Below are 22,421 nucleotides of genomic sequence, written 5' to 3' on the forward strand. Positions count from 1 at the left end.
TTTGGCACACTCCTTGGATTAGTAAATACGAATCGCGAGCAAAGCGAATTAATAAAAAGCTTGTCGCACAAATAATCGAAACAAGGAGTGTTGGAGATGAAAGTGACTTGGATGAATAAGAAATTTGCGGTGGCTGCCGTATCGTTAGCGGTCTATTCGGGAGGGGTATGGGCTGAACTTGGCGAGCCGGAAATTGAAGAGCTGAAATTTGGTTTTATCAAGTTGACGGATATGGCGCCATTGGCGGTTGCTTATGAAAAAGGCTTTTTTGAAGACGAAGGACTTTACGTCACGTTAGAAGCACAAGCGAACTGGAAGGTGCTGCTTGACCGAGTGATTGATGGTCAGCTAGATGGTGCACACATGCTTGCAGGTCAGCCGCTTGGGGCGACCATCGGTATCGGTACACAGGCAGAGGTGATTACGGCGTTCTCGATGGACTTGAATGGTAACGCAATCACCGTATCGAATGATGTTTGGGAACAGATGAAGCCAAACATTCCTAAAATGGCCGATGGTCGTCCTCAGCACCCAATTAAGGCGGATGCGCTAAAACCTGTGGTTGAGAGTTACCGTGATGATGGTAAGTCGTTCAACATGGGCATGGTATTCCCAGTATCGACCCACAACTACGAACTACGTTACTGGTTGGCCGCTGGTGGTATTCACCCGGGTTACTACGCACCAGATAAAGGTGATAACAGTGGTCAGGTGGATGCAGATGTATTGCTAAGCGTTACGCCACCACCACAAATGCCAGCTACCATGGAAGCTGGCACCATCAAGGGTTACTGTGTGGGCGAACCGTGGAACCAACAAGCGGTATTTAAAGGCATTGGTGCACCAGTGGTTACCGACTACGAGATCTGGAAAAACAATCCAGAGAAAGTATTTGGTGTGTCAAAAACTTGGGCTGAAAAATACCCGAACACTCACATTCGTGTTGTTAAAGCGCTTATCCGTGCAGCGCACTGGTTAGATGAGAATGACAACGCAAACCGCCCAGAAGCGGTGAAAATGCTGGCGAAAAGCTACTACGTTGGTGCCGATGAAGAAGTTATCGCAAACAGTATGACGGGTACGTTTGAATACGAAAAAGGCGATAAGCGTGATGTGCCAGATTTCAACGTGTTCTTCCGTCATAACGCCACTTACCCATATTACAGTGATGCTATCTGGTACCTAACTCAGATGCGTCGTTGGGGTCAAATCTCGGATTCAAAACCAGACAGCTGGTACATGGACATTGCGAAAGAAGTTTACCGTCCTGACATCTACCAACAAGCAGCAGAGTCTTTGGTTGAAGATGGTGTGCTAAGTGCAAAAGAGTTCCCGCAGTTTGAATCTATGGATGGCTTCCGTGCCCCTCAAACTCACTTCATTGACGATATCGTGTACGACGGTCGTAAGCCAAATGCTTACCTAGAGAAGTTCTCGATTGGTCTTAAAGGCAAAGATAAGGTTTAAGGAGTAGATTATGGCGAGCAATGTGATTGCATTATTCCCGTCAAAGCAGGTGGTAGCGAACCGTTCAAAAGCGCTGCTACTACCTCTGATTGGTATCACAGTGTTCCTGCTTGTTTGGCACATCAGTGCCAAACAAGTTCAGACCTCGCTAGGTACGCTGCCCGGTCCGGTTCAGACCGCGCAGCAGTTCCAAGGTCTGGTGGATGAACACTTAGAAGAACTTAACAAAGAAGAAGCGTTTTATTTAAGACAGGAGAAGCGTAACGCCGCCAAACTGGCGAAAAACCCTGATGCGACTGTGAAAATCCGTAGCTACACTGGTAAGCCAACCTTTTTTGATCAAATTGTAACGAGCTTAGTGACGGTAGCCGCTGGATTTATCTTGGCGACAGCGATAGCCATCCCCGCAGGGATTGTGTTGGGTCTTAACCAAAGTGTTTATCAGGCATTTAACCCGATCATTCAGCTGCTTAAGCCCGTGTCGCCACTTGCATGGCTTCCTATCGTGACCATGGTGGTGAGTGCGCTCTACGTGAGTGATGATCCTATGGTCGCCAAGTCGTTCGTTAACTCATTGCTGACGGTAGCGTTATGTAGCTTATGGCCAACGCTAATCAATACAGCGGTTGGTGTGGCGAGTGTCGAAAAAGACCTACTGAATGTAAGTAAGGTACTGCAACTGTCTTGGTGGAAACACCTTGTGCACATCGTTCTACCATCTTCTGTACCTATGATCTTCACTGGTCTGCGATTGTCACTGGGTATTGCTTGGATGGTACTTATTGCCGCAGAGATGCTGGCACAAAACCCGGGTCTGGGTAAGTTTGTTTGGGATGAGTTCCAAAACGGCAGCTCAAACTCATTAGGCCGCATCATGGTTGCGGTGATCACTATCGGCTTTATCGGTCTGCTACTCGATAGAGGCATGCTGGCACTACAAAAACATGTGTCATGGAATAAACAGCAAGTGCTGAGATAACCCGTAGCCAGATAAGAAAAATAAAGCCTTAAGGAGAGTGTTATGTCCCAACCATTTTTAGATTTAACCCAGCTTGGAATGCGGTTCCCTACGCCACAAGGGGAGTTTGTGGCACTGAAGAATGTTGATCTACCGATTGAGAAAGGTCAGTTTATTTCACTTATCGGCCACTCAGGTTGTGGTAAGTCTACCGTTTTGAACTTGGTCGCCGGCCTTTTAGACCCGACCGATGGTGGTGTGATCCTCGATGGCAAAGAAGTCGATGGGCCAGGACCTGAGCGAGCAGTGGTGTTCCAAAACCACTCTCTATTACCGTGGATGACTGTGTATCAAAATATCGAGCTAGCCGTAAAACAGGTCGCTCAAGGACAGTCAAAAGCGTGGGTGAAAGAGCAAGTAGAGCATTATCTTTCTTTGGTACAAATGACCCACGCTAGCGATAAAAAGCCCGATGAGATTTCTGGTGGTATGAAGCAACGTGTGGGTATTGCTCGTGCACTGGCTCTAAAACCCAAAGTTCTGCTGATGGATGAACCGTTTGGCGCACTAGATGCCTTGACTCGTGCTCACTTGCAAGATGCCTTGATGGAAATCCAAGCTGACCTCAATAACACCGTAATTATGATCACTCACGATGTTGATGAGGCGGTGCTGCTGTCGGATCGCATTGTGATGATGACCAACGGCCCAGCAGCGACTATCGGCGAGGTACTCGATATTGAGCTGCCACGACCACGAAACCGAGTCGAGTTGGCGGACAACGCTACTTATCAATCGTACCGACAGTCGGTGTTGAAATTCCTTTATGAAAAACAAGCGCATGTTAAGCCTGCGCCAAAGCCAGCCAAGCAAACTAACGTTGCTTAAATTATAAACCTTTCTTCCTGTCGCCCTAATTTAGAATTCAAACTCTAATTAGGGCGCTTTTTTGTACGCCAAATAACCTTTTAGTAATTTAATTGGAAGTTTTTATTACAGTCTGCTGATTATTGGTCGAAACTATAGGTGCATAAAATTGTTTAACAGGAAGAACAATGAAATTACTCACTACCCTTTTAGCCGCTTGCTTAAGTACGTCTGTTTTGGCTAAACCTTTAGTAGTGCCTGGTAAACCTGGAGAAGAAAAGTTGATGCAATACGTGTTTGAAGAGCTCGTCAAACGCAGTGATCGCTTCGACAGCATAAAACATCTCTATGGTCAGGATGGGGACCCCAACACCGCTAAAATGATGGCTGACCTTGATAGCGGACAACTCGATATTGCGTATGTCGCAGGTTCTAAAGATTTAGAAGCGGCGCATACGGCGATCTATTTTCCGATCTATCGTGGTTTGCTTGGCATGCGTTTGCCGATCGTAAAAGCTCAAAACAGTAATATTTTCAGTGGTGTAAATAGCTTTAACCGGATGCAGCAGTTTGTTGCTTGTCAGGGAAAAGCGTGGCCAGATACCTTCATTCTTGAAGCCAATGGCATCAAGATTGCGAAGAGTTTGAAATACCCGAACCTGTTTCCAATGCTAGAAGGTGATCGTTGTGATTACTTCCCACGTGGGGTATTTGAACCTTTTACCGAGGTGGAAAACCACAAGGATCTAAATCTCGTCGTGGATAAGCACGTTATCGTGCGTTATCGCATGCCATTTTATTTCTTTACAGCAAAAAACAACCCAGAGCTAGCGGAACACTTTTATCAAATCTTGTTGGAGATGTTTGAAGACGGCACTTACAACCAGCTGTTTTTTAATGATCCACAAGTTTCTGAGTCTTTGAAACTGGCGGGCCTTGAAAAGCGAGTCATTTTCGACCTAGATAACCCTTATTTAACCGAACGCTCTAAACAAATCCCAGCAAAATTCTGGTTTGATCCACTTCAAGGTGAAAAATAATGAAAAGTATAACCGCCAAAATTTTATCCGTATTAACGGTGCTTCTGCTTGTGGTTGGAGCGATTATTTCTGCCACGCTTTATTGGAGTAACGGGGATGAGTTGCAGCAAGAGTTTGCCCAAGACCAGCAAAACTTGTCTAAGCAGCTGGAAGTTATTCTGCAAGAGCCTGTCTACGTTTATGACAAAGACATTATTCAATCAATCATCGAGTCATTTAACTCCAACTCCATGGTTGCGGACATCAGTGTTGTTGACCACCGTGGCCAATCGTTGGGCCAAACCAACTCAAGCACTGCAGCGGATGATAGCTTTACAGTGCCACTGGCTTGGGAAGGCAAACCTATTGGTGAAGTTAAAGTAGGTATTTCTCACCTAGCGATGCAAAAAACGCTGGATCAGCTGTTAATGCAATCGGTGTTATCTGTGTTGGCAACGATCGCACTGGCAGTCATCGTGTTGGTTTCGGTGTTGCAAAAGTTGGTTCTACAACCTCTTCAGAAAGTGAACTCAGTATTGGGTGATATTGCTTCTGGTGGTGGTGACTTGACTGCACGTATTCCGGTCGAAACTCAAGATGAGATTGGCCAGTTGTCTGGGCGCTTCAATGCCTTTATTGAAACCATTCAAAACATCATCAAGGACATGAGTGTTGCCTCTGAATCGCTGGATAAAGCGTCTGCGAGCGTGAGCAGCATCGTTGAGAATGCTCGCCGCTCAAATGCAACTCAGATGGAGCTTACTTCGAGTTCAGCAACCAACATTGAGCACCTAGATGTTGCGACGCAAGAGATCGCTCAGAGCACGGAATCAACGGTGCAAAAAGCGAACCAAGCTTGTGACGTGGCAGATAAGAGCAAAGCATCTATCGAAGCAAACATCAACAATATTCGCTCACTCGTGGATAACCTTGAAATTGCTACCGAAGAAGTGGCGAGCTTGAAAGATACCAGTGACAACATCGGTAGCGTACTTGACGTGATTAAAGGTATCGCTGAGCAAACCAACCTTCTGGCACTTAACGCAGCAATCGAAGCCGCACGTGCAGGTGAGAGTGGTCGAGGCTTTGCAGTGGTAGCGGATGAAGTTCGTGCACTGGCAAGTAAGACACACGACTCCACCACAGAAATTGAAACCATTATCGAAGAGCTACAAAAACGTGCTGAAGCGTCGCATAAAGCGACTCAAGCAAGTAAGTCGATGGTGGGTGAGACCATTGACCAAGCGCAGCAAACGGGTGTGGCGCTTGAGCAGATCAGTTCTGAGATGACCGGTATCAACGACATGGTGATCATGATTTCTAGTGCGTGTGAAGAGCAATCCAACGTGACTCAATTGGTAAGTAACGACATGGCCCAGCTCAAGTCAGGTGCAGAGCAGCTTGAACAAGAAAGCTCGCACACTGAGCAGGTGGTTAATCAGTTGATTGATATCGGCGGTCAGCTCACTTCACAAATCGCTCGCTTTAAGTATTAAGCCTTAGCCCCACAGCAATGTGGGGCTTTTTGTTGAAATACGGATCATATTTACACTGTAAACTTACATTTATGGGTCGCAGTAAAGAGAGATTCGACTTAGAATAAAAAAAGATCAGCTTACTAATGAGCTGACTCTCACACAGTCAATAATCTTCGGCTAACCTTAAATGACAGCATAGTCATTCTGGCTGAATCGTTGAGATACTAAATGAGTAAAAAAGAAGAATTTCAGAAGGCTACGGAAAACCTGCGCAAAGCAGTCCCGCTAATGATCAAAAATCAGGTGCCTACAACACCGAGCAACTACGCTCTGTGGTACACCTATGTTGATAATACTTTGCCTGAACTTAACCGCGACTTAGACCAAGTGATTGATGAGTTCGGTATTTGCCCATCAGCGCAGACAGACGCTCTGTACCGTACCCATGTTGCTCAAAAAACAGAAACGGATGTCGCTCACATGCGCCTAAGTTTGGAGCGCCTGCTGAGTGAAGTGGGTCATTCAATGAATGACACATTGAATAACACCAGCGCCTTCCAGAACCAAATGGACAAGAGTTTTGGCAGCCTTGAACGCATGGAAGATGACGGTTTATCTTTCGAAGAGGTGATGGGGTTAGTTCGCAAGCTTTTGGTGGAATCGAAAGATATTCGCCACACAACCCAATTTTTGAACAACCAACTCAACACCGCCAGCAGTGAAATCGAGCAGCTAAAAGAGAAACTAGAAAAGGTTCAGCAAGACTCCTTATATGATGGATTGTCTAGCTTGATGAATCGCCGTGCTTTCGATAAAGACATGGAAGCTTACACTGCGTCGGGCGAGCCGTTTAGTTTGATCCTACTCGATATCGATCACTTCAAGAATTACAACGATCAATTTGGTCACCTGTTTGGCGATATGGTGATTAAGTCGATAGCGAAAAGATTGCAAACCAGTTGCCGTGAAGGCATTGCGGCCTATCGTTTTGGTGGCGAAGAGTTTGCGTTGATCTGCCCAAATAAGCAGCTTCGTTTGGCGATTCGATTTGCAGAATCCGTGCGCACCAGTCTTGAGAAGCTCAAGATCCGTGATAAACGAACGGGTAAACAGGTAGAGTCGATCACTGCCTCTTTTGGTGTTGCTGAGTTCCAACCCGATGAAACCGCCCATGACTTGGTCGACAGAGCCGATATTCAGCTCTACGAAGCTAAGCGTCTGGGACGAAATCGAGTGTTGCCGATATAGACATATTAGATACGACAAAGCCGACCATAAGGTCGGCTTTGTTTTATTATTAGTTTTACTTTAAGCAAACGCTTTATTCGTTTGGCGTTTATCAAGCATGCCACTTAGATAGGTGAGTAGCAAAGCACCAACAACAATCAAAGCACCCGCCCACGGCGTATTCATAACGCCAGAGCTTGCAACAATCTCACCGCCACCCCATGCGCCTAGGGCAATACCCACATTGAATGCTGCGATATTGAGGCCAGAGGCGACGTCAACCGCATCGGGTACATATTTCTCAGCTAAAGAAACCACATACACTTGCAGGCCTGGCACATTACCAAAGGCAAACGCACCCCAAATCAAGATGGTCAATACCGCACTGACTGGGTGGTAAGCGGCTACATTGAATACCAATAAGATACTGGCTAGGCCGACAAAGATAATTTTTAGTGCTTTTACTGGCCCAAGTTTATCGGCCATTTTTCCACCCCAGATATTGCCGACGGCCACCGAAACACCATACACCAGCATGATAAGTCCAATCGTGCTCTCTCCAAAGCCACTCACTTGTTGCAAGATAGGGGCGAGGAAAGTAAACGCAGTGAACGTGCCGCCGTAGCCGAGTGCTGTAATGGCATAAACTAAGAGTAAACGAGGGTGGGTCAAGACCTTTAGCTGAGCACTGAGCTTAGTCGCTGGTGGTTGTTTTAAGTTTGCAGGGACTAGCCAAGCACTGCCGATTAAAGCGATAAGCCCTAACACTGCGACGGTTAAGAATGTCGCCTGCCAGCCAAATGTCTGACCGATATAGGTGCCTAGTGGTACGCCTGTCACCAGCGCAACAGTTAACCCCGTGAACATGATAGCAATGGCACTTGCCGCTTTGTCTTTACTCACTAGCCCAGTCGCAATCGTCGAGCCAATAGAGAAAAACACCCCGTGTGCTAGACCGGTGAGTATTCTCGCCATCACAAGTGTCGAGTAGCTAGGGGCTTGCCAAGCTAACAGGTTACCAGCCACAAACAGGGCCATGACAGATAGCAGCACTTTCTTGCGTGGCCAGTTCCCTGTTAGGGCAGTGAGTACAGGTGCACCAATGGCGACACCTAGGGCATATAGGCTGACCAGCAAACCAGCAGAGGGCAGTGAAACGTTAAGGTCTGCAGCCATAGTTGGCAACAGGCCAACGATAACAAATTCGGTGGTTCCGATAGCAAAAGCGCTGAGCGTCAGTGCGAGCAAAGCTAATGGCATAATAAATTCTCTCAAGGTTGGAATGCGGGCTATTATCGGTAGAAATTTCATTGTTAAAAACAGTATGATTGGCAAATAACTTTTGTTGATTTGACAAAAATGGAGGGGGCATGCTGACCCGTTCAGATGATTTAGAAGTGCTCTTGGCGGTGGTGGATACTGGCGGTTTTTCTTCGGCCGCACAGGCGTTAGATATTCAAGTTGCGAGAGTGTCGCGAGCGGTGACTCGTATTGAGCAGCAACTTGGGACTTCACTGCTCAATCGCACCACACGTCGAGTAGAGTTAACTGACGAAGGCGCACAGTTCGTGGACTCAGTGCGGCAAGGTCTATTGCTGTTAGAGCAAGCTGAGCAAACGCTAGTGGAACAAGATGCCAAACCCAAAGGTAAACTCCGAGTTGACGCAGTCAGCCCTTTCCTCATCCATCAACTCGTGCCCTTGATGCAGGAGTTTAAGCATGAATACCCAGATATTGAGCTAGAGCTGACCTCTAATGAAGGGATCGTAGATCTACTAGAGAAACGTACCGATGTGGCGATTCGGATTGGTCGGTTGAGCGATTCGACACTGCATGCAAGGCCGTTGGGAAAAAGCCGCTTGCACATCGTTGCCTCTCCAGCTTATCTAAAGCGATGCGGGGTGCCACAAAAGATCTCACAAATAACCCAGCATCAATTGCTTGGGTTTTCGGGGGCGAAAACGCTCAATCAATGGCCTCTACCTGAGATAGGCAGCATTACCCCCACCATGATTTCTAGTAATGGAGAAACCGTGCGTCAGTTGGCGCTTGCGGGTAATGGCATTGCTTGCTTGTCCGAGTTCATGCTTAAAGAGGATTTGGAATCAGGTGCTCTGGTGAGTCTATTTAGCGATCAAGTGAACACCGACACTGGGCGAGAGAACGTCAATGCGGTGTTCTATAAGTCGTCAGCATTGGCCAAACGAATCTCGGCGTTTATTGATTTTATCCATCCGAGATTGCGTTTGTAGTCGAAGGGCGATTACAGCGCTTGTTCGAATCCAACTAAAGGCACACGTGTCGAAACAGCGTGCAGTGCAATGTTATGGATCATCTCATCCACTGTTGTGCAGCAGTCTGCTAGGATAGATACCTCATACTTTTCAGCCGCTGGTGAGATCGCTGTGTGAGTGACACAGTTTTGAGTCATCATCCCGCACACTAACAGTTCGGTAATGCCTTTCTCTGTGAGGGTTTCTTCTAGCGTTGTCTTTTCAAAACTATCGGCAAAGGTCTTGATTACCACCGTCCCATTTGGGGCTGCTGCCATGATCTCTGGGTGAATTTCTGCCCCTTCGGTACCTTCGTTAAAAAATGGAGAGATGCCCATCGCAGGGTCAGCAATGTGCTGAATATGGATAACAGGAATACCTTGTTGGTCGGCTTTGGCGATCGCCTGTTTAATGTTGCTGAGTGTTTGCTCAGTGTTCCAAAGTGGGAACTGGCCCGCTGGGAAGTAATCATTTTGTAGGTCGATGACAAGAAGTGCTTTGCTCATAAGTAAATCCTTTGAATATTGCTTTGATTGAACAGGTTGTTGTGTCGATGGGGTTATTATGCGACTTGTCGTTTGGTTTGCTCAGAGTCTAAAATGACATTTATCGGGCTAAAAACGACAAAGGTAAAATGGATACCCAATTCATCAAGGTTGCGATTTGCCAATATCCGGGGGCACTAAACTCAGCGGTATATGGTTTAGAGGAGCTGTTTAGCATGGCTAATCGAGCCTGCGACGAGCAAAACCTTGCTGTCAGGTTTGAGCCTCAGATCTATAGGACAGAATCGCTGCCTTCGGAAAGCCAGCACATCGTTTTGCTGCCACCCAGTGGCGATGAGCAACACTATTTAAACCCGCCCAGCAAATTATTGGAGTGGCTTAGGCAGCAACATCAAGCAGGGGCTACGGTAGCCTCTGCGTGCGCTGGAGCCTTTATTCTTAATGCCAGCGGCGTGGTGGCTAAGCGATGTGTCACCACCCATTGGGGGCTGGCAGAACTGTTTCAATCCCATTTTCGTGACACGCCGTTAGATACCCGAGAGATCTTGATCGATCATGGTGATGTGATCACCGCGGGTGGATTGATGTCGTGGTTGGATTTGGGCTTAGAACTGGTTTGCCGCTACGCATCGCTTAGCGTGATGCGTCAACTTGGCAAGATACTGGTCATTGACACTGCGCCAAGAGAGCAGCGTTATTACCGCCAATTTTTGCCTAATGTTAATCATGGCGATAAACCGATATTGCAATCTCAGCAATACGTCAATCAACACTATGCCCAAGTTCTGGTGGTAAGCGAGCTTGCCAGTCGAGCCAACCTGACGGAACGCACCTTTCAGCGCCGTTTTCTCAAAGCGACGGGATTCAATCCCAATGCTTATATTCAGCAGCTTCGTGTGCAAAAAGCTTGTGATCTATTGGAAAGCAGTAACGATTCGTTTGAACGAATCGCAATGCTGGTGGGCTATGAGGATGTGAGTGCGTGTCGAAAAGTGTTTACCAAGCTGATGGGGCTATCACCCAAAGCGTTCCGAATGCGCTTTAGCCGAGAGCCCCAAATAGATTAGAAAATTACGCTATACAGCACACCTGCACCAATCGCCATCGACAGCACGACGCTAACAAAGGCAATGATCATCGGTGTTTTGAAGATAGATTTAAGCAAAATCACCTCGGTTAAACTGGCACCAGCACTGCCGATGATCAGAGCCATCACGGAACCAAGCGCCATGCCTTTTTGTACTAGAGCAGCACTGAGAGGGATCACGGCAACGGCTCGAATGTATAGTGGGATACCAATCACCGCAGCCAGTGGTATGGCATACCATTTGTCAGCACCGGCATATTCGGCAATAAACTCAGTAGGGATAAATCCATAGATAAACGCACCAATAGAGACCCCTAGCAATAGATAGGGCAGTACTTGCTTGAAATCCGCCCAAGTGGTTTGCCAGATTGTTAGCCAACGACTAGGTGTTTTGGCTGTCAGGGTCATGGTCGAATCTGCGCAGCAACTTACTTCAACTTCTTTAGGAGCCGCTTCGTTGCAGCAGCTGCTTGTTTCCACTTTGGGCTGTGATGAGCAGCCAGATGCTTGAGTGCTTTGATAAGCCTCTTCTTTGACGTAACGCTCAAATCCCAGTTTCTCCAGCACGTAGCCTGCTGTAACTGATACTCCCATGGATACCATGAAATAAAAAAGTGCCACTTGCCAGCCAAAGGTCACGACAAAAAGGCCAATGACAATCGGGTTAAGTAGGGGGCTGGCAAACAAAAAAACCATCATAGGTCCAAACCCAGCTCGGGCACGCAATAAACCTTTTAGGAATGGGATCGTCGAACAGGAGCAAAATGGTGTGATTGATCCCAATAGCGCCGCTATCCAGTAGCCTCGCCCATTCTTAGAACTCAGGATCGCTTGGATCTTTTCTGGTGTTACATAGCTTTGCAGCACACCGACCAGATAACTGATCACTAAAAATAGAATAGTCAGTTCAGCGGCCAAAAAGATAAACATATCTAGGGCTTCTTTACCCATTTCGAGCCAGGTTGGGTTCATGATTTTTCTCCAGATTAATTTCTATATTTCGAAAAATATAGAAATGTAAGGTGAGGCGCAAGTGTTTTATTTCGATAAAAATGGAAATAAATACTAAGTTTATGAAAATTAGGAAGTAAAAATTTATCCTATTGGAATACCAAGCGGCAACAAGCTCGCTAAACGTCACTGAGCTTTCAATACACCCATCAGTTGGTTATATTTCTGAAAGTATCGAACTAATGAGAATCTGCCTAACCATGCTGGAACTTGAAGCCGTCGCCAAAGCACTGAAAGAGCTTGGTCATCCAACTCGTCTATCTATCTACAAAGCGGTCGTTAAGGCCGGGCACCAAGGCGTTGCTGTAGGTGGTTTGCAGCAGGAACTTGGAATTCCCGGCTCGACGCTGTCGCATCATATCTCCAATCTTTCATCGGCGGGGTTACTTTCTCAGCGTCGAGAAGGGCGCACGCTTTATTGTGTCGCTGAGTACCAGCAATTAGATAAAGTGATAGACTTTCTTCAAGACCAATGCTGTATCGATGAGCAATGCGATTAGGTCAAGACGCCCTATTATCGAAGGAATGAAGTAGATGGATATTAATCAAGTTGAGTCATTTTTAGAGCGCTGTAAAGGCAGTGAAGCAAGCTATCCTTTTGGTCCCGAGGCAAGAGTGTATAAAGTCATGGGCAAGATGTTTGCCTTGCTCGCAGAAGGGGACTCCCCCCAGCGAATTACCTTAAAAGCAAAACCTGCCGATGTGGAAGTATTAGTGGAAGAGTTTGAAGCAATTATCCCAGGCTACTATATGAACAAGCGCCACTGGGTCACAATTTCTTTAGTCGATGAAATTGGTGAGTCCATGCTTCAAGACTTGATTGAAAACTCATACCAACTGGTAGTTAAGGGACTAACCAAGGCTGCAAAACAAGAGCTTGCTGACCAAGCATAGAGCATCACCTCAATTAACCAAAATGCCTGCGTAACTGTGTTGGTTAGGCAGGCATTGCAGCGTTTGAATTAGTTAGAAAACTCTTTTGCATCTTGGCTTTTTAGTACTTTATGACCGTCTTCGGTGACCCCTAGTTTCCAATAGCTGCTGAAGTAACTTGCGTCTCTGCTAATGTCCCACTGCTGTGAGAAATAACGGCGGATAGTACGCATCTGACTGAACTCTGCAGCGCACCATATTGCAGCGCTACCGTTTTGTTTAGGCAGCTTTTCTATCGCCTGTGACAGATCTTCTGATGCAGGCTCGCTGACTACCCACTCAATCTGAATGCCTTTTGGTGCCGATAACGGCTGAATGTCCGATGCACTGGTGACTTGAATAAATGCATGTCCTTTGGCATCAGGTGTTAAGTCTTCAAGGGCTGCTGCTAACGCAGGTATTGCCGTCATGTCTGCGGCGTAAATTACCGTTTCTACTTTGGTATTGATCGGCTTACGTGGCCCGGGACCTGCGACATTGATGGTATCACCAACATTAGCGGTTGCCGCCCATTGTCCCGCAAGCCCACTACCAACCTCTTGGCTATCATGGGTATGTTTAACGAAATCAATCGTTAGCTGTTTATTAGTACTATCAAAGCTACGTATGGTGTAGGTGCGCATCATTGAGCGCTCACCCTCCGACAGTTGGCTCAGGTCGGTGCTGCCTTGTGGGGTAAATAGTAGCTTAACGTACTGTCCTGCGCAGTCAGGTGGAAACTGGTCGTGCTTTTCAAAGCTGAGGGTTAAGCGGATGTAGTTTTCACTAAGGTTTTCTTTGCTAATCACGGTAAGTAGCTTAGGTGCTTTACTTGGGCTCATTTTCATAACTCCAGCTTTGATGATGTTTTTCAATGCATTTTTAATAGTCATTAGCTTCTCAAAAACTCCTCGATTTTAGGTTTGATCGTCATGGAAATGATAATCATTAATGTTATCCCGACAGGCAGTGCTGCTGCAAACGCTTGTGCCCAACTTGTCACGAAGTGTTCAAGATCATTAAAGCCAATATTGTTTGCTGCGGTGGAAAATGCCATCAATGATTCCATGATAACGGCCATAATCAGACCTACAGTCAGGTTCACTTTTTTCTCGCTGCTGTTAGGCATGAACTTGCTCACCAACTTGCTGACTAAATTCATCATAGTGAAGCCAATCGGCATCATGAAGATGGTGGTGGTGAAAAAGGATGTCGCCCAGTCTTGGAAGAAGCTGTCGCTAAACCCTAGGTTCATATAGGTCATTACCCCAGTTAATGTGCCGCCCATGACGGTCATCATGGATGCGATCACCATAACTTTTTGCCACAAAGGGTTTTTGCTCGTTTGTGGTGTTGGTGGTGCAACCATCGGCTGAATGTTTGATTGGGTTGTCATATCTCGTCTCCAATGTTGCAATAACTTGTAATTAAGTTGATAATGTCAACTATATTGTTATTTGGTTGATGTTGTCAACTACATTTCTTAGGGTAGATCTATGTCAGATATGAAGTCTTTAGAAAACATCTTTGGTTTTATGCACTTACTCAAACGCACCATGCACGCAAAAGTTGAAGAGCTCGACTTAGATTTAGCGCCAATGCATATCCGAGCGATGAAAATCATCGAGAAACACGCACCCTGTACGGCGGTAGATATCGTCAATGTGCTCTGTCGAGATAAGGCGCAGGTGACAAGGTTACTCAAGGTATTGATTGACCTTGAACTGATTGAAAAGCAGCCAAATCCAGAAGACAAACGCAGTCAGTTTTTAGTGATTACCGACAATGGAAAAGCACAGATGGCTCGCTTTAAAGAGATTGAGCAAGAGGTGATTGGGCAGATGACATCGGGATTATCAGAGCAAGAGCTTGATGCATTTCAAGCCATTACCCAAAAAATGGCGACGAACTTAGGAAAGGGTATCTAGCTAACATAGGCAGCAGTCATGCTGCCTATGTTGCGTCTAAGCTACGCAAAACCTGAGTGTGGTTTTGAGCTTCTCTGGGGCAACTTTTCGAGTGTCTGATAGGTAGATTTCTCTATGCACCTTGGAGAGGCGAGTTAAACCCTGCTCAGCGGCAAATGCCTCCATCTTGGCAAAGCTGGCAGGCTCGTCATCAAAAGGCCCAAGGTGAAGCATCTGCACGCATTGACCTTCTGTTATCGAGCAGAACAGCACTTCATCCAATAGTGGGTTGGCTTTTTTAGCCTTAGTCATTGTGACCATTTCGCTAAAAAACGCCTCAGTCACAAAGTCTGGCTGGCGAATCATGAGGGTAAATACCAAGTCATCTTTATTGATGGTGCCATCAAAGTTGGCTTTGGCCTCATCAGTAATATCCCACACCCCTTCAAGTGGGTACACGGTGTAATCGACATAACCTACAGGTGCGGGTTGCTTCTTTTTCAACGTCATCTTTATCGCATACGCAATGCTGTATAGCGCTTCAATATATTGGGTAAACTCAGGACTATTCGGGTTGCCCGCACCACTGATGGTGATGAACTTCATCTCACCAACTTCCACCAATTCTGGTTTGGCTTTTGGTAGGTAGAGGGATTTTTCGGCTTTGCGCCACTCGTGTTTTTGCATGAGGAGTACTTATAGAAAGACGATTTTGGGTAGTGTGGCAGGTGGAACAGAGGTGGTCAAACTTCACTTACGTGCGCACAAAAGTGTGAAGTTTTACATTTTTATGCGCATAAAGAGTTGTGCTTATCTGCTCTGCTAAGCATGGGTAAATCCGAAGTTCAACTGACAGCCACATGCTTTTGCATACTTTGCTAGTGTTTTAATAGTAGGGTTACCAGTTCCCTTTTCAAGCCGAGAGATGTTAGATTCTTTTGTTCCCATTCTTTCAGCTACTTGTGCTTGCGTTAACCCCGCAGACTCCCGCATTGAGAGTAACATGCTGATCAGTTCGAATTCTGGTTCAAGCGCATCATACTCAGCTTTTACATCTGGGTTGACGAGTGCTTTATCTTTTAGAGATTGTAAACTACTCATTTTTTACCTCTCTCATTCTATCTCTGGCTAACTTGATGTCTTTCTTAGGCGCTTTCTGGCTTTTCTTAACAAAGGCATGTAGCACTTTAATGTTTTTGCCTTCAAGGTAACAAAACAATCCGCGACCAATACCTTCTTGGGCTTTTGCCCGGATCTCAAACAGGCCACACTACCCATAGACTTGGTATGAGGTTCTCCAAGGTTTGCTCCATTTTGCTCAATTAATTCGAGTAGCCTAAGAATCCTTGCTTGGATTTTCGGAGGCATTGCGAGAATTTCTTGATCCACTCCATCATAGAACTCAACGTTCCAGGTCATTTATTCGCATCCGTACGTATTATAATCGCTATTTGAAACTTATCCTATATGATAAGTTTTTCGTGGGTGAAAAATGTACGATTTAAGTATTAAAACTAAAAAAAGGGCAGCTATCTCTAGCAGCCCGTTGTCCTGTATAACCTTAGTTTAGGCAGATTTCTCAACCATCCCTTCACCAATAAACCCACCGGTCTGATGCGCCCAAAGCTGGGAATAAATTCCAACGCATTGCACTAGCTCTCAGTGAGTGTCCTAGATGCACCAATCATGGATCAGTATAAAGTAGTCAGTGCTGCCATCATCTCGCACCACCTCAACACGCTGTTTGAGGCGTTTGGATTTATCAAAGATGCTGCCTTTACCAAGGCGAATGAGCACGTTGTCAAACACATGCGAAGAGAGGGTGAGATCGTTTGCCAGCTCCAGCTGCTGTTTGAGGTTGGCCTTTAATGCGGTGGTATCGGGGGATCTTCACAGGCTCAAACTGCGCTGCGGTGAGCTGGGCGATTAGGTGGTTTTCAAGTTGTGCTCTGATTGTGTGCTCGTTCGAATTCTTACTAAATAACCATTGCGTTGTTAACCTTAGTTAACTAGTATTATTGGCAACACGGCCCCTATCGGTTAGCGTCACTTGTGATGCGAACCGCTTAGGGGTTTTTTATTGCTTGTCGTCTGCGGTTTCAGTTGTCGAAAACAAGCTTTGCCACCTTTCGACAACTCCCATGCTGTTGAGATCTAGTCCAATATGAGTCATGTCTGGAAACTCATTGATCATTAGATCGGTTAGCCTCATCCACCATGTTGAGTTTGGATTAATGTTATCCATCAAATGCTTAACAATACAAAATAGCATGAATGGTCTAGCTCTTAGCCTGTCAGAACCTTTCCCTTCGAAATGTGAGACCCAAGGCACCTCAGTGCTCGCAGGTAGATTTGGCTGATCAATAATATTGCGGTTCCATAGCCTGCTATGATGAGCACAAACATTGCGTAGGTAGTTGAGTGAGCGCAGCCACTTGGCTAATACCCTGCCGTTAGACATGCCGAATTTACTGGCAATGATATCTTGGTCTTGCTCTTTCATGCCTGAGTAGAGTAGCGAAAGTGCGCCAAAATCCCAGACCTCACAAGCAATCCAGATAGGCAACGGCAACCCGTGCTTTTTCTTATTGTGCTCAATAAACTTTTCACGAGAGCGATTAATCAGCCCTGCCTGTTTGCTTACCCAATCATGATGATCGGTTAAGCCTGTCTTTGGGTTTATCTGCTGGGAAAACTTAGGGAAAAACTGCTCTTTATCCAAGTAGGCAAAAGCATTCCTTTTCCCTAACAGGTGTGCGACTTCCACCCGAAAAGCAATCTCGATGCGCTCAAGGGCATCGAGTACCAACAAGCGTAATTTTTTATCAAACACATACAGATAAATCGCATCTTCAAACTTGGCACCGGGTTTAAACTCTTCCAGTGTGATGCGACGTGTACCACCTTTTTTATTCCCCTTTGGCTTCTCTAGCGGGCAACAAGGACCACTGAGTTGGCGAAAGGTGTACCAATAGCCACTGAGTCGGTAGTAACCGATTCTAGACAGGTAAGTGATGGCTTTGTCTTCATCAGTAATGGATAGGCCACGTTCTTGCAGCTTTACCACCATGTCTTCGTATGAGTGCCAAGGTTTGTTATATGCCATTAAAGAGGGGGTCCTTTGAATTTATACAAACATCTGTTGCAGTAAGCCTTTTTCTATTGTTTGGCTGTTACTAATTCTGAACTGCTTAGATCTAGCTTTTTATCGAGAGCTGACAGGAAGCTAGCAATCTTCTCTTGTTCTTGCTCCTAGGGGGTATTCATTCTATCTCTAGCTAACTTATAAGTTATTTGAGGGTGAAAAATGTATGATTTAAGTATTAAAACAAAAAAATGGGCTGCTATCTCTAGCAGCCCATTGTCCTTTATAATCTCAGCTTAAGCAGATTTCTCAACCATCCCTTCACCAATAAACCCACCGGTCTGATGCGCCCAAAGCTGGGAATAAATTCCGCCGCTTTGCACCAGTTCTTGGTGAGTGCCTTGCTCAACGACCTGACCGCCATCGAGTACAATCAAGCGATCCATCGCAGCAATCGTTGATAGGCGGTGGGCGATGGCGATAACCGTTTTGCCTTGCATTAGCTCGTTTAGGCTCTCTTGGATCGCAGCTTCTACTTCTGAATCCAGAGCAGAGGTGGCTTCATCGAGTACCAATAGCGGTGCATCTTTTAGCAGTACACGCGAGATAGCGATACGCTGACGTTGGCCGCCAGAGAGTTTTACGCCTCGTTCGCCGACTTGAGCATCGTAACCGCCGTTGCCATGAGGGTCAGTTAAGGTTTCGATGAACTCATGTGCGTGAGCTTGTTTGGTGGCACGCAGAAGGTCTTCTTCTGTCGCATCTGGCTTGCCGTACAAAATATTGTCACGAATCGAGCGATGCAGCAGGGAAGTGTCCTGTGTCACCATACCAATTGAGCCACGTAGTGAGTCTTGAGTCACTTCCGAGATGTTTTGACCATCAATTAAGATCTGTCCTTTTTCAACGTCATGGAAGCGCAGCAATAGGTTTACTAGGGTCGATTTACCCGCTCCTGAGCGCCCTACAAGCCCCACTTTTTCACCCGGTTTGATATTGAGGTTCAAATTACTGATCACCCCTTTATCTTTTTCACCGTAGTGGAAACTCACGTCTTTAAACTCAATACCACCCGCAGGTACTTGGATTGGTTTCGCGTCTTTTTTGTCTTCAATCGCTACAGGTTTCGATAGTGTTTCCATACCATCGACTACAGTACCCATGTTTTCAAATAGGGCACCGACTTCCCACATGATCCACATCGACATGCCGTTGATACGGAGCGCAAGGCTGATCGCAATGGCAATCGCACCAATACTGATGGCACTGATCGACCATAGGTAAATCGAGATAGCGGCCACTGAAAACACAAGAATGTAGTTGGCGATCTCAACGCAGACGTCAAAGCCTGTAACCAAACGCATTTGGCGTTTTACCGTCACTAGGAACTCATCCATGCCTTCTTCAGCGTACTCTAGCTCTCGCTGGCTATGGGCGAACAACTTGACGGTAGTGATGTTGGTGTAGCTATCAACGATTCGGCCTGTCATGGTTGAACGTGCATCCGCTTGCTGTGAAGCGACCTTTTTCAATTTAGGTACGAAATAGACCTGAATGCCAATGTAAGCAACTAGCCAGAACACCATCGGGATCATTAGACGAATATCGGCTTGGGCTAGCAACACCAGCATTGAGGTGAAGTAGACCGAGACATACACGAACACATCAAAGGTCTTCATGACGGTCTCACGCACCGCCAATGACGTCTGCATGACCTTGGTTGCGACTCTTCCTGCAAAGTCGTCTTGATAGAAAGAGACGCTTTGTTTTAGTAGGTAGCGGTGTGCTAACCAGCGAATCGACATTGGGTAGTTGCCCAGCAAGGTCTGATGCACAATCAATGAATAGATGGTGACCAGAATAGGCATGACAACTAACAGCAAGACGCCGATACGGATCAAAGTATCGCTATTATCCTGCCAAAAGGTTTCTGGGTTGCTGGCAGTTAGCCAGTCGACCAGTTGACCCATAAAGCCAAACAGAGACACTTCGATGATCGCCACCGTCGTGCTCATCAGCATCATGGCTATCAGCGGTTTTTCAAAGCCACGGGTGTAATGACGACAAAAGGCCAAAATGCCTTTAGGTGGTTGCCCGGGTTCTTCCTCAGGAAATGCCTGAGTGAAGCTTTCAAACTTCTTAAACAACATAGTTTTCCTTAGATATTATGAACTTGCCACGGCTTATTAGGTGGAGTGTGCGAAAGTTGGGAGGTGGAATAAGCCGAGAAATGCACCGAACGGACAAGCAATGCATCTTTTGCTCTGGTGTTGCATTAAGTGCTGTTGCATAGACTACTCCAATTAACACCAAATGTAATGGTTTGAAGTTGAGAAATCATAGTGACTTATTCTTGTGTCGTTACTTTTACTGAAATTTCATCCGTTCGCAGTAAAAAAGTAAACTTGAACCGCAAAACTGACCAAGATTTCAGTAAATCTTGTTTTAACAAGACATTTACAATTGTCGCATTCAACCGTTATTAGACAAGGAAAGTTATGTCTCTGTTTAGTCCATTTGACAGCAATCTTGATGCAATGCCACGTGCACACACGGCCAACAGTGTCGTGATGGTTCCACCGAAGGAATTTGCATTCAATGCCCAAACGGCTGCCGATAACGAGTTCCAACATGCCCCAACCTTGAGTGAAGAAGCGCTTAGGGCTGCTGTGATGCAAGAGTTTAACGCCATGGTCGAAGGGCTTCGCAATGCTGGTGTTCAAGTGACGGAGTTTGACTATCCGTTGGCGCAAACAGCGACCCCAGATGCGGTGTTCCCAAATAACTGGTTTGCAACGCTTCCGAGTGGAGAGATGTTTACCTTCCCGATGGCATGCCCTAATCGTCAACTTGAAGTTCGCCCTGAGGCGCTGACTCAAAGCCTTAAACAGGCAGGCCGCCGAGTCAAACGCGTCGAACATTTTGCCGTTTCCAACTCTGATGCTTTCCTAGAAAGCACTGGTGTAATGGTGATGGATCACTTCAGTGGCACCATTTACGCAGCACTGTCACAGCGTTGTGAGCGAGAGATTTTAGAAGCCTTTGCAGAGCGAATTGGTTACCGAGTGGTGAGTTTTCATACCTCACTGCCTTCAGGTTCTTCGGTGTATCACACCAATGTGATGATGTCGGTAGGCGAAGAGTTTTGCGTTATCTGCGATGAAGTGATCCCCGAGTTTGAACGCCGCTATGTGGTGAAGACGTTGGCCAAAAACAAACAGGTTATCCATATCTCTCTTGAGCAGATGAATCAATTCTGTGGCAACGTGTTGCAACTGCAAACCATTAATGGCGATCGAGTGATTGCTATGTCTCAATCGGCATACGATGCATTCTCTGATGCACAGCGCAATCAGTTAGCGGTGCATGGTAAGTTGCTGCCTTTTGATGTGAGCAATATTGAAACTATCGGTGGTGGCAGTGTTCGCTGCATGTTGGGTGAAGTCTTTCTACCGTCTAGAACGACTTCTTTGTAATGCAGCCATAGTGAAAAAAGACCAATAGGGACTATCTCCATTGGTCTTTTTTAGTTCAATCACAATTTTTAGCGGCTACTGAGCAATTAACACCTGACATAGATCGCCACCGCTCTTATCGACTGTCTCGGTGCAATATTTCAACACAGTGCCATCATTTATCATCTCGCTTAGGGTTTGCTCGATTTTAGGGGCAAGCGCTTTTTGATTCTGGCTGATGTAGTGGTACATGGGCTGAACATCCATGACACCTGCTGAGATGATAATGTTCTTAAATGGTTTAGACGCAAGATAAGGAAAAGCGCCAATATTGGCGTGAATAAACAGATCACTGCTGTGGGTAGAAAGCTTTTGAAACCCTTCGACGATATTGGTGACGCTTTGCAATGTGTAGGCATGGTCATTGCTTAGATTCTCTTCAGCATTTATCACACCACGGCGATAATCGACTCGGATCGCTTCATTGTCCAGACTTTGCCAACCGCCTTCTAAGCGAATGCCCGAGTTCTTGTGAGTGTAGGCTTCAAATGTGACTTGGTAGATAGGCACATCAATTCGGATCTGATTAGGATGGTTTTGCTGATAGTCAAACACCCGCCCGAATTGGCCATCAATTTTTCCTGAATCGGCGTCTTTAGATGCTCTCACTTCTGACAGGTCAATCACTTGTACCCGCACACCTAAACGATTGTAAAGATCGTGATATACTTTGCTTAGCCATTGGTCATATACCGATCCCGGTACTTGATTCGAGTATAGCTTGATCATTTTCTTCGAGGAAGGGTCGGATGCCAGCGCTGCTGAGGAGGTAAGCATGAAGGCACAAAGCAAGTAACTACAGGTTTTTGTCATAGAATAGGCTCTATTAATGGGTTTATAAAATTGTAGTTAAGTCGAGAGATTTTGAGAGGAATTTAAAGCACTTATATGAAGTGGGCTGAAATTTTTGGGATTCGTTTTTAATTAAGTTCGCTTTGAGTCCAAGAGAATCAAAAAAATCGAAATTTTTAATATATTAATTTCAGTTACTTAAGTTGAAATTCCGGGTGGTTACAAAAAGTATACTAATTGCTATTGGTATTCAGGTTACTAAAATAAACCACAAAGTAAGAGGCTACCTCTTCTTATTCAGTGAATAATTTTTTTGA

At 45.9% G+C, this 22,421-nt stretch carries 24 protein-coding genes and 1 pseudogene; 13 read left to right on the forward strand and 12 right to left on the reverse strand.

Annotated elements, in window-relative coordinates; all coding sequences use genetic code 11:
• Window positions 1–96 precede the first annotated feature (96 nt).
• The 6 genes from J4N39_RS15050 to J4N39_RS15075 all read left to right on the forward strand — a co-directional run bounded on the left by J4N39_RS15050 (window position 97) and on the right by J4N39_RS15075 (window position 7,037).
• A complete protein-coding gene (locus tag J4N39_RS15050) occupies window positions 97–1,467 on the forward strand; it encodes a CmpA/NrtA family ABC transporter substrate-binding protein (RefSeq protein ID WP_252025390.1) in 1,371 nt (456 codons plus the stop codon).
• Window positions 1,468–1,477: 10 nt separating this feature from the next.
• Window positions 1,478–2,446 (forward strand): ABC transporter permease, encoded by a 969-nt coding sequence (locus J4N39_RS15055; RefSeq protein WP_252025392.1) that lies wholly within the window; start codon window positions 1,478–1,480, stop codon window positions 2,444–2,446.
• Window positions 2,447–2,488: 42 nt separating this feature from the next.
• The gene (locus tag J4N39_RS15060) at window positions 2,489–3,313 is read left to right on the forward strand and encodes an ABC transporter ATP-binding protein (protein WP_252025394.1); all 825 of its coding nucleotides are present in this window, start codon (window positions 2,489–2,491) and stop codon (window positions 3,311–3,313) included.
• 167 nt (window positions 3,314–3,480) lie between these two features.
• Window positions 3,481–4,332, forward strand: a complete 852-nt coding sequence (locus tag J4N39_RS15065) for a transporter substrate-binding domain-containing protein (RefSeq protein WP_252025396.1) — start codon at window positions 3,481–3,483, stop codon at window positions 4,330–4,332.
• Complete coding sequence (locus J4N39_RS15070; protein ID WP_252025398.1) at window positions 4,332–5,807, forward strand: methyl-accepting chemotaxis protein; 1,476 nt, start codon at window positions 4,332–4,334, stop codon at window positions 5,805–5,807. Before J4N39_RS15065 ends, J4N39_RS15070 begins: the two co-directional genes overlap by 1 nt.
• 210 nt (window positions 5,808–6,017) lie before the next feature.
• Entirely contained in the window at window positions 6,018–7,037 is a 1,020-nt protein-coding gene (locus J4N39_RS15075) for a GGDEF domain-containing protein (RefSeq protein WP_252025400.1), read from the forward strand.
• 60 nt (window positions 7,038–7,097) lie between these two features.
• On the opposite strand, the gene J4N39_RS15080 is transcribed toward J4N39_RS15075, so the two are convergent.
• The gene (locus J4N39_RS15080) at window positions 7,098–8,276 is read right to left on the reverse strand and encodes an MFS transporter (RefSeq protein WP_252025402.1); all 1,179 of its coding nucleotides are present in this window, start codon (window positions 8,274–8,276) and stop codon (window positions 7,098–7,100) included.
• A gap of 110 nt (window positions 8,277–8,386) precedes the next feature.
• Here J4N39_RS15080 and J4N39_RS15085 point away from each other — a divergent pair, with 110 nt between their 5' ends.
• The gene (locus tag J4N39_RS15085; protein WP_252025404.1) at window positions 8,387–9,268 is read left to right on the forward strand and encodes a LysR family transcriptional regulator; all 882 of its coding nucleotides are present in this window, start codon (window positions 8,387–8,389) and stop codon (window positions 9,266–9,268) included.
• A gap of 11 nt (window positions 9,269–9,279) precedes the next feature.
• Here the strand turns inward: J4N39_RS15085 and J4N39_RS15090 are convergent, their stop codons facing one another.
• Window positions 9,280–9,795 (reverse strand): cysteine hydrolase family protein, encoded by a 516-nt coding sequence (locus J4N39_RS15090; protein ID WP_252025406.1) that lies wholly within the window; start codon window positions 9,793–9,795, stop codon window positions 9,280–9,282.
• Window positions 9,796–9,923: 128 nt separating this feature from the next.
• On the opposite strand from J4N39_RS15090, the gene J4N39_RS15095 reads away from it, so the two are divergent.
• Window positions 9,924–10,862, forward strand: a complete 939-nt coding sequence (locus tag J4N39_RS15095) for a GlxA family transcriptional regulator (protein ID WP_252025408.1) — start codon at window positions 9,924–9,926, stop codon at window positions 10,860–10,862.
• Here the strand turns inward: J4N39_RS15095 and J4N39_RS15100 are convergent.
• Window positions 10,859–11,854: a permease gene (locus tag J4N39_RS15100; protein WP_252025410.1), complete on the reverse strand. Its 996-nt coding sequence runs from the start codon at window positions 11,852–11,854 to the stop codon at window positions 10,859–10,861. The genes J4N39_RS15095 and J4N39_RS15100 overlap by 4 nt on opposite strands.
• Window positions 11,855–12,096: 242 nt before the next feature.
• On the opposite strand from J4N39_RS15100, the gene J4N39_RS15105 reads away from it, so the two are divergent.
• The gene (locus J4N39_RS15105; RefSeq protein ID WP_252026898.1) at window positions 12,097–12,393 is read left to right on the forward strand and encodes an ArsR/SmtB family transcription factor; all 297 of its coding nucleotides are present in this window, start codon (window positions 12,097–12,099) and stop codon (window positions 12,391–12,393) included.
• Between the two features lie 34 nt (window positions 12,394–12,427).
• Window positions 12,428–12,787 (forward strand): MmcQ/YjbR family DNA-binding protein, encoded by a 360-nt coding sequence (locus tag J4N39_RS15110; RefSeq protein ID WP_252025412.1) that lies wholly within the window; start codon window positions 12,428–12,430, stop codon window positions 12,785–12,787.
• A gap of 68 nt (window positions 12,788–12,855) precedes the next feature.
• Here the strand turns inward: J4N39_RS15110 and J4N39_RS15115 are convergent, their stop codons facing one another.
• Together J4N39_RS15115 and J4N39_RS15120 are read right to left on the reverse strand one after the other, a co-directional pair.
• Window positions 12,856–13,698, reverse strand: a complete 843-nt coding sequence (locus tag J4N39_RS15115; protein ID WP_252025414.1) for a siderophore-interacting protein — start codon at window positions 13,696–13,698, stop codon at window positions 12,856–12,858.
• Window positions 13,698–14,201 carry a DUF2798 domain-containing protein gene (locus tag J4N39_RS15120; protein WP_252025417.1) on the reverse strand — a complete coding sequence of 168 codons (504 nt, stop codon included), beginning with the start codon at window positions 14,199–14,201 and terminating at the stop codon, window positions 13,698–13,700. Before J4N39_RS15120 ends, J4N39_RS15115 begins: the two co-directional genes overlap by 1 nt.
• Window positions 14,202–14,301: 100 nt before the next feature.
• Between J4N39_RS15120 and J4N39_RS15125 the strand changes: the two genes are divergently transcribed.
• Window positions 14,302–14,733, forward strand: coding sequence for a MarR family winged helix-turn-helix transcriptional regulator (locus tag J4N39_RS15125; RefSeq protein ID WP_252025419.1), 432 nt, complete (start codon window positions 14,302–14,304; stop codon window positions 14,731–14,733).
• Window positions 14,734–14,769: 36 nt separating this feature from the next.
• On the opposite strand, the gene J4N39_RS15130 is transcribed toward J4N39_RS15125, so the two are convergent.
• The 4 genes and pseudogenes from J4N39_RS15130 to J4N39_RS23065 all read right to left on the reverse strand — a co-directional run.
• A complete protein-coding gene (locus J4N39_RS15130) occupies window positions 14,770–15,399 on the reverse strand; it encodes a GyrI-like domain-containing protein (RefSeq protein WP_252025421.1) in 630 nt (209 codons plus the stop codon).
• Between the two features lie 135 nt (window positions 15,400–15,534).
• Window positions 15,535–15,813 carry a helix-turn-helix domain-containing protein gene (locus tag J4N39_RS15135; protein ID WP_252025423.1) on the reverse strand — a complete coding sequence of 93 codons (279 nt, stop codon included), beginning with the start codon at window positions 15,811–15,813 and terminating at the stop codon, window positions 15,535–15,537.
• Entirely contained in the window at window positions 15,806–15,931 is a 126-nt protein-coding gene (locus J4N39_RS23060; RefSeq protein WP_252025426.1) for a type II toxin-antitoxin system RelE/ParE family toxin, read from the reverse strand. Before J4N39_RS23060 ends, J4N39_RS15135 begins: the two co-directional genes overlap by 8 nt.
• A gap of 95 nt (window positions 15,932–16,026) precedes the next feature.
• A pseudogene (locus J4N39_RS23065) lies at window positions 16,027–16,131 on the reverse strand (type II toxin-antitoxin system RelE/ParE family toxin); the annotation flags it as partial.
• 267 nt (window positions 16,132–16,398) lie between these two features.
• Here J4N39_RS23065 and J4N39_RS23030 point away from each other — a divergent pair.
• A complete protein-coding gene (locus tag J4N39_RS23030) occupies window positions 16,399–16,581 on the forward strand; it encodes a hypothetical protein (protein WP_353505615.1) in 183 nt (60 codons plus the stop codon).
• Window positions 16,582–16,789: 208 nt separating this feature from the next.
• On the opposite strand, the gene J4N39_RS15155 is transcribed toward J4N39_RS23030, so the two are convergent.
• Window positions 16,790–17,818: an Abi family protein gene (locus J4N39_RS15155; RefSeq protein WP_252025428.1), complete on the reverse strand. Its 1,029-nt coding sequence runs from the start codon at window positions 17,816–17,818 to the stop codon at window positions 16,790–16,792.
• Between the two features lie 275 nt (window positions 17,819–18,093).
• A complete protein-coding gene (locus tag J4N39_RS15160; protein ID WP_252026900.1) occupies window positions 18,094–19,944 on the reverse strand; it encodes an ABC transporter ATP-binding protein in 1,851 nt (616 codons plus the stop codon).
• 351 nt (window positions 19,945–20,295) lie between these two features.
• On the opposite strand from J4N39_RS15160, the gene J4N39_RS15165 reads away from it, so the two are divergent.
• Complete coding sequence (locus J4N39_RS15165) at window positions 20,296–21,273, forward strand: arginine deiminase-related protein (protein WP_252025430.1); 978 nt, start codon at window positions 20,296–20,298, stop codon at window positions 21,271–21,273.
• Between the two features lie 75 nt (window positions 21,274–21,348).
• Here J4N39_RS15165 and J4N39_RS15170 read toward each other — a convergent pair whose 3' ends face one another.
• A complete protein-coding gene (locus J4N39_RS15170) occupies window positions 21,349–22,125 on the reverse strand; it encodes a transporter substrate-binding domain-containing protein (RefSeq protein ID WP_252025432.1) in 777 nt (258 codons plus the stop codon).
• Between the last annotated feature and the right edge of the window lie 296 nt (window positions 22,126–22,421).

Origin of the sequence: Vibrio sp. SCSIO 43136 (genome assembly GCF_023716565.1) — a bacterium.
GTDB lineage: Bacteria > Pseudomonadota > Gammaproteobacteria > Enterobacterales > Vibrionaceae > Vibrio.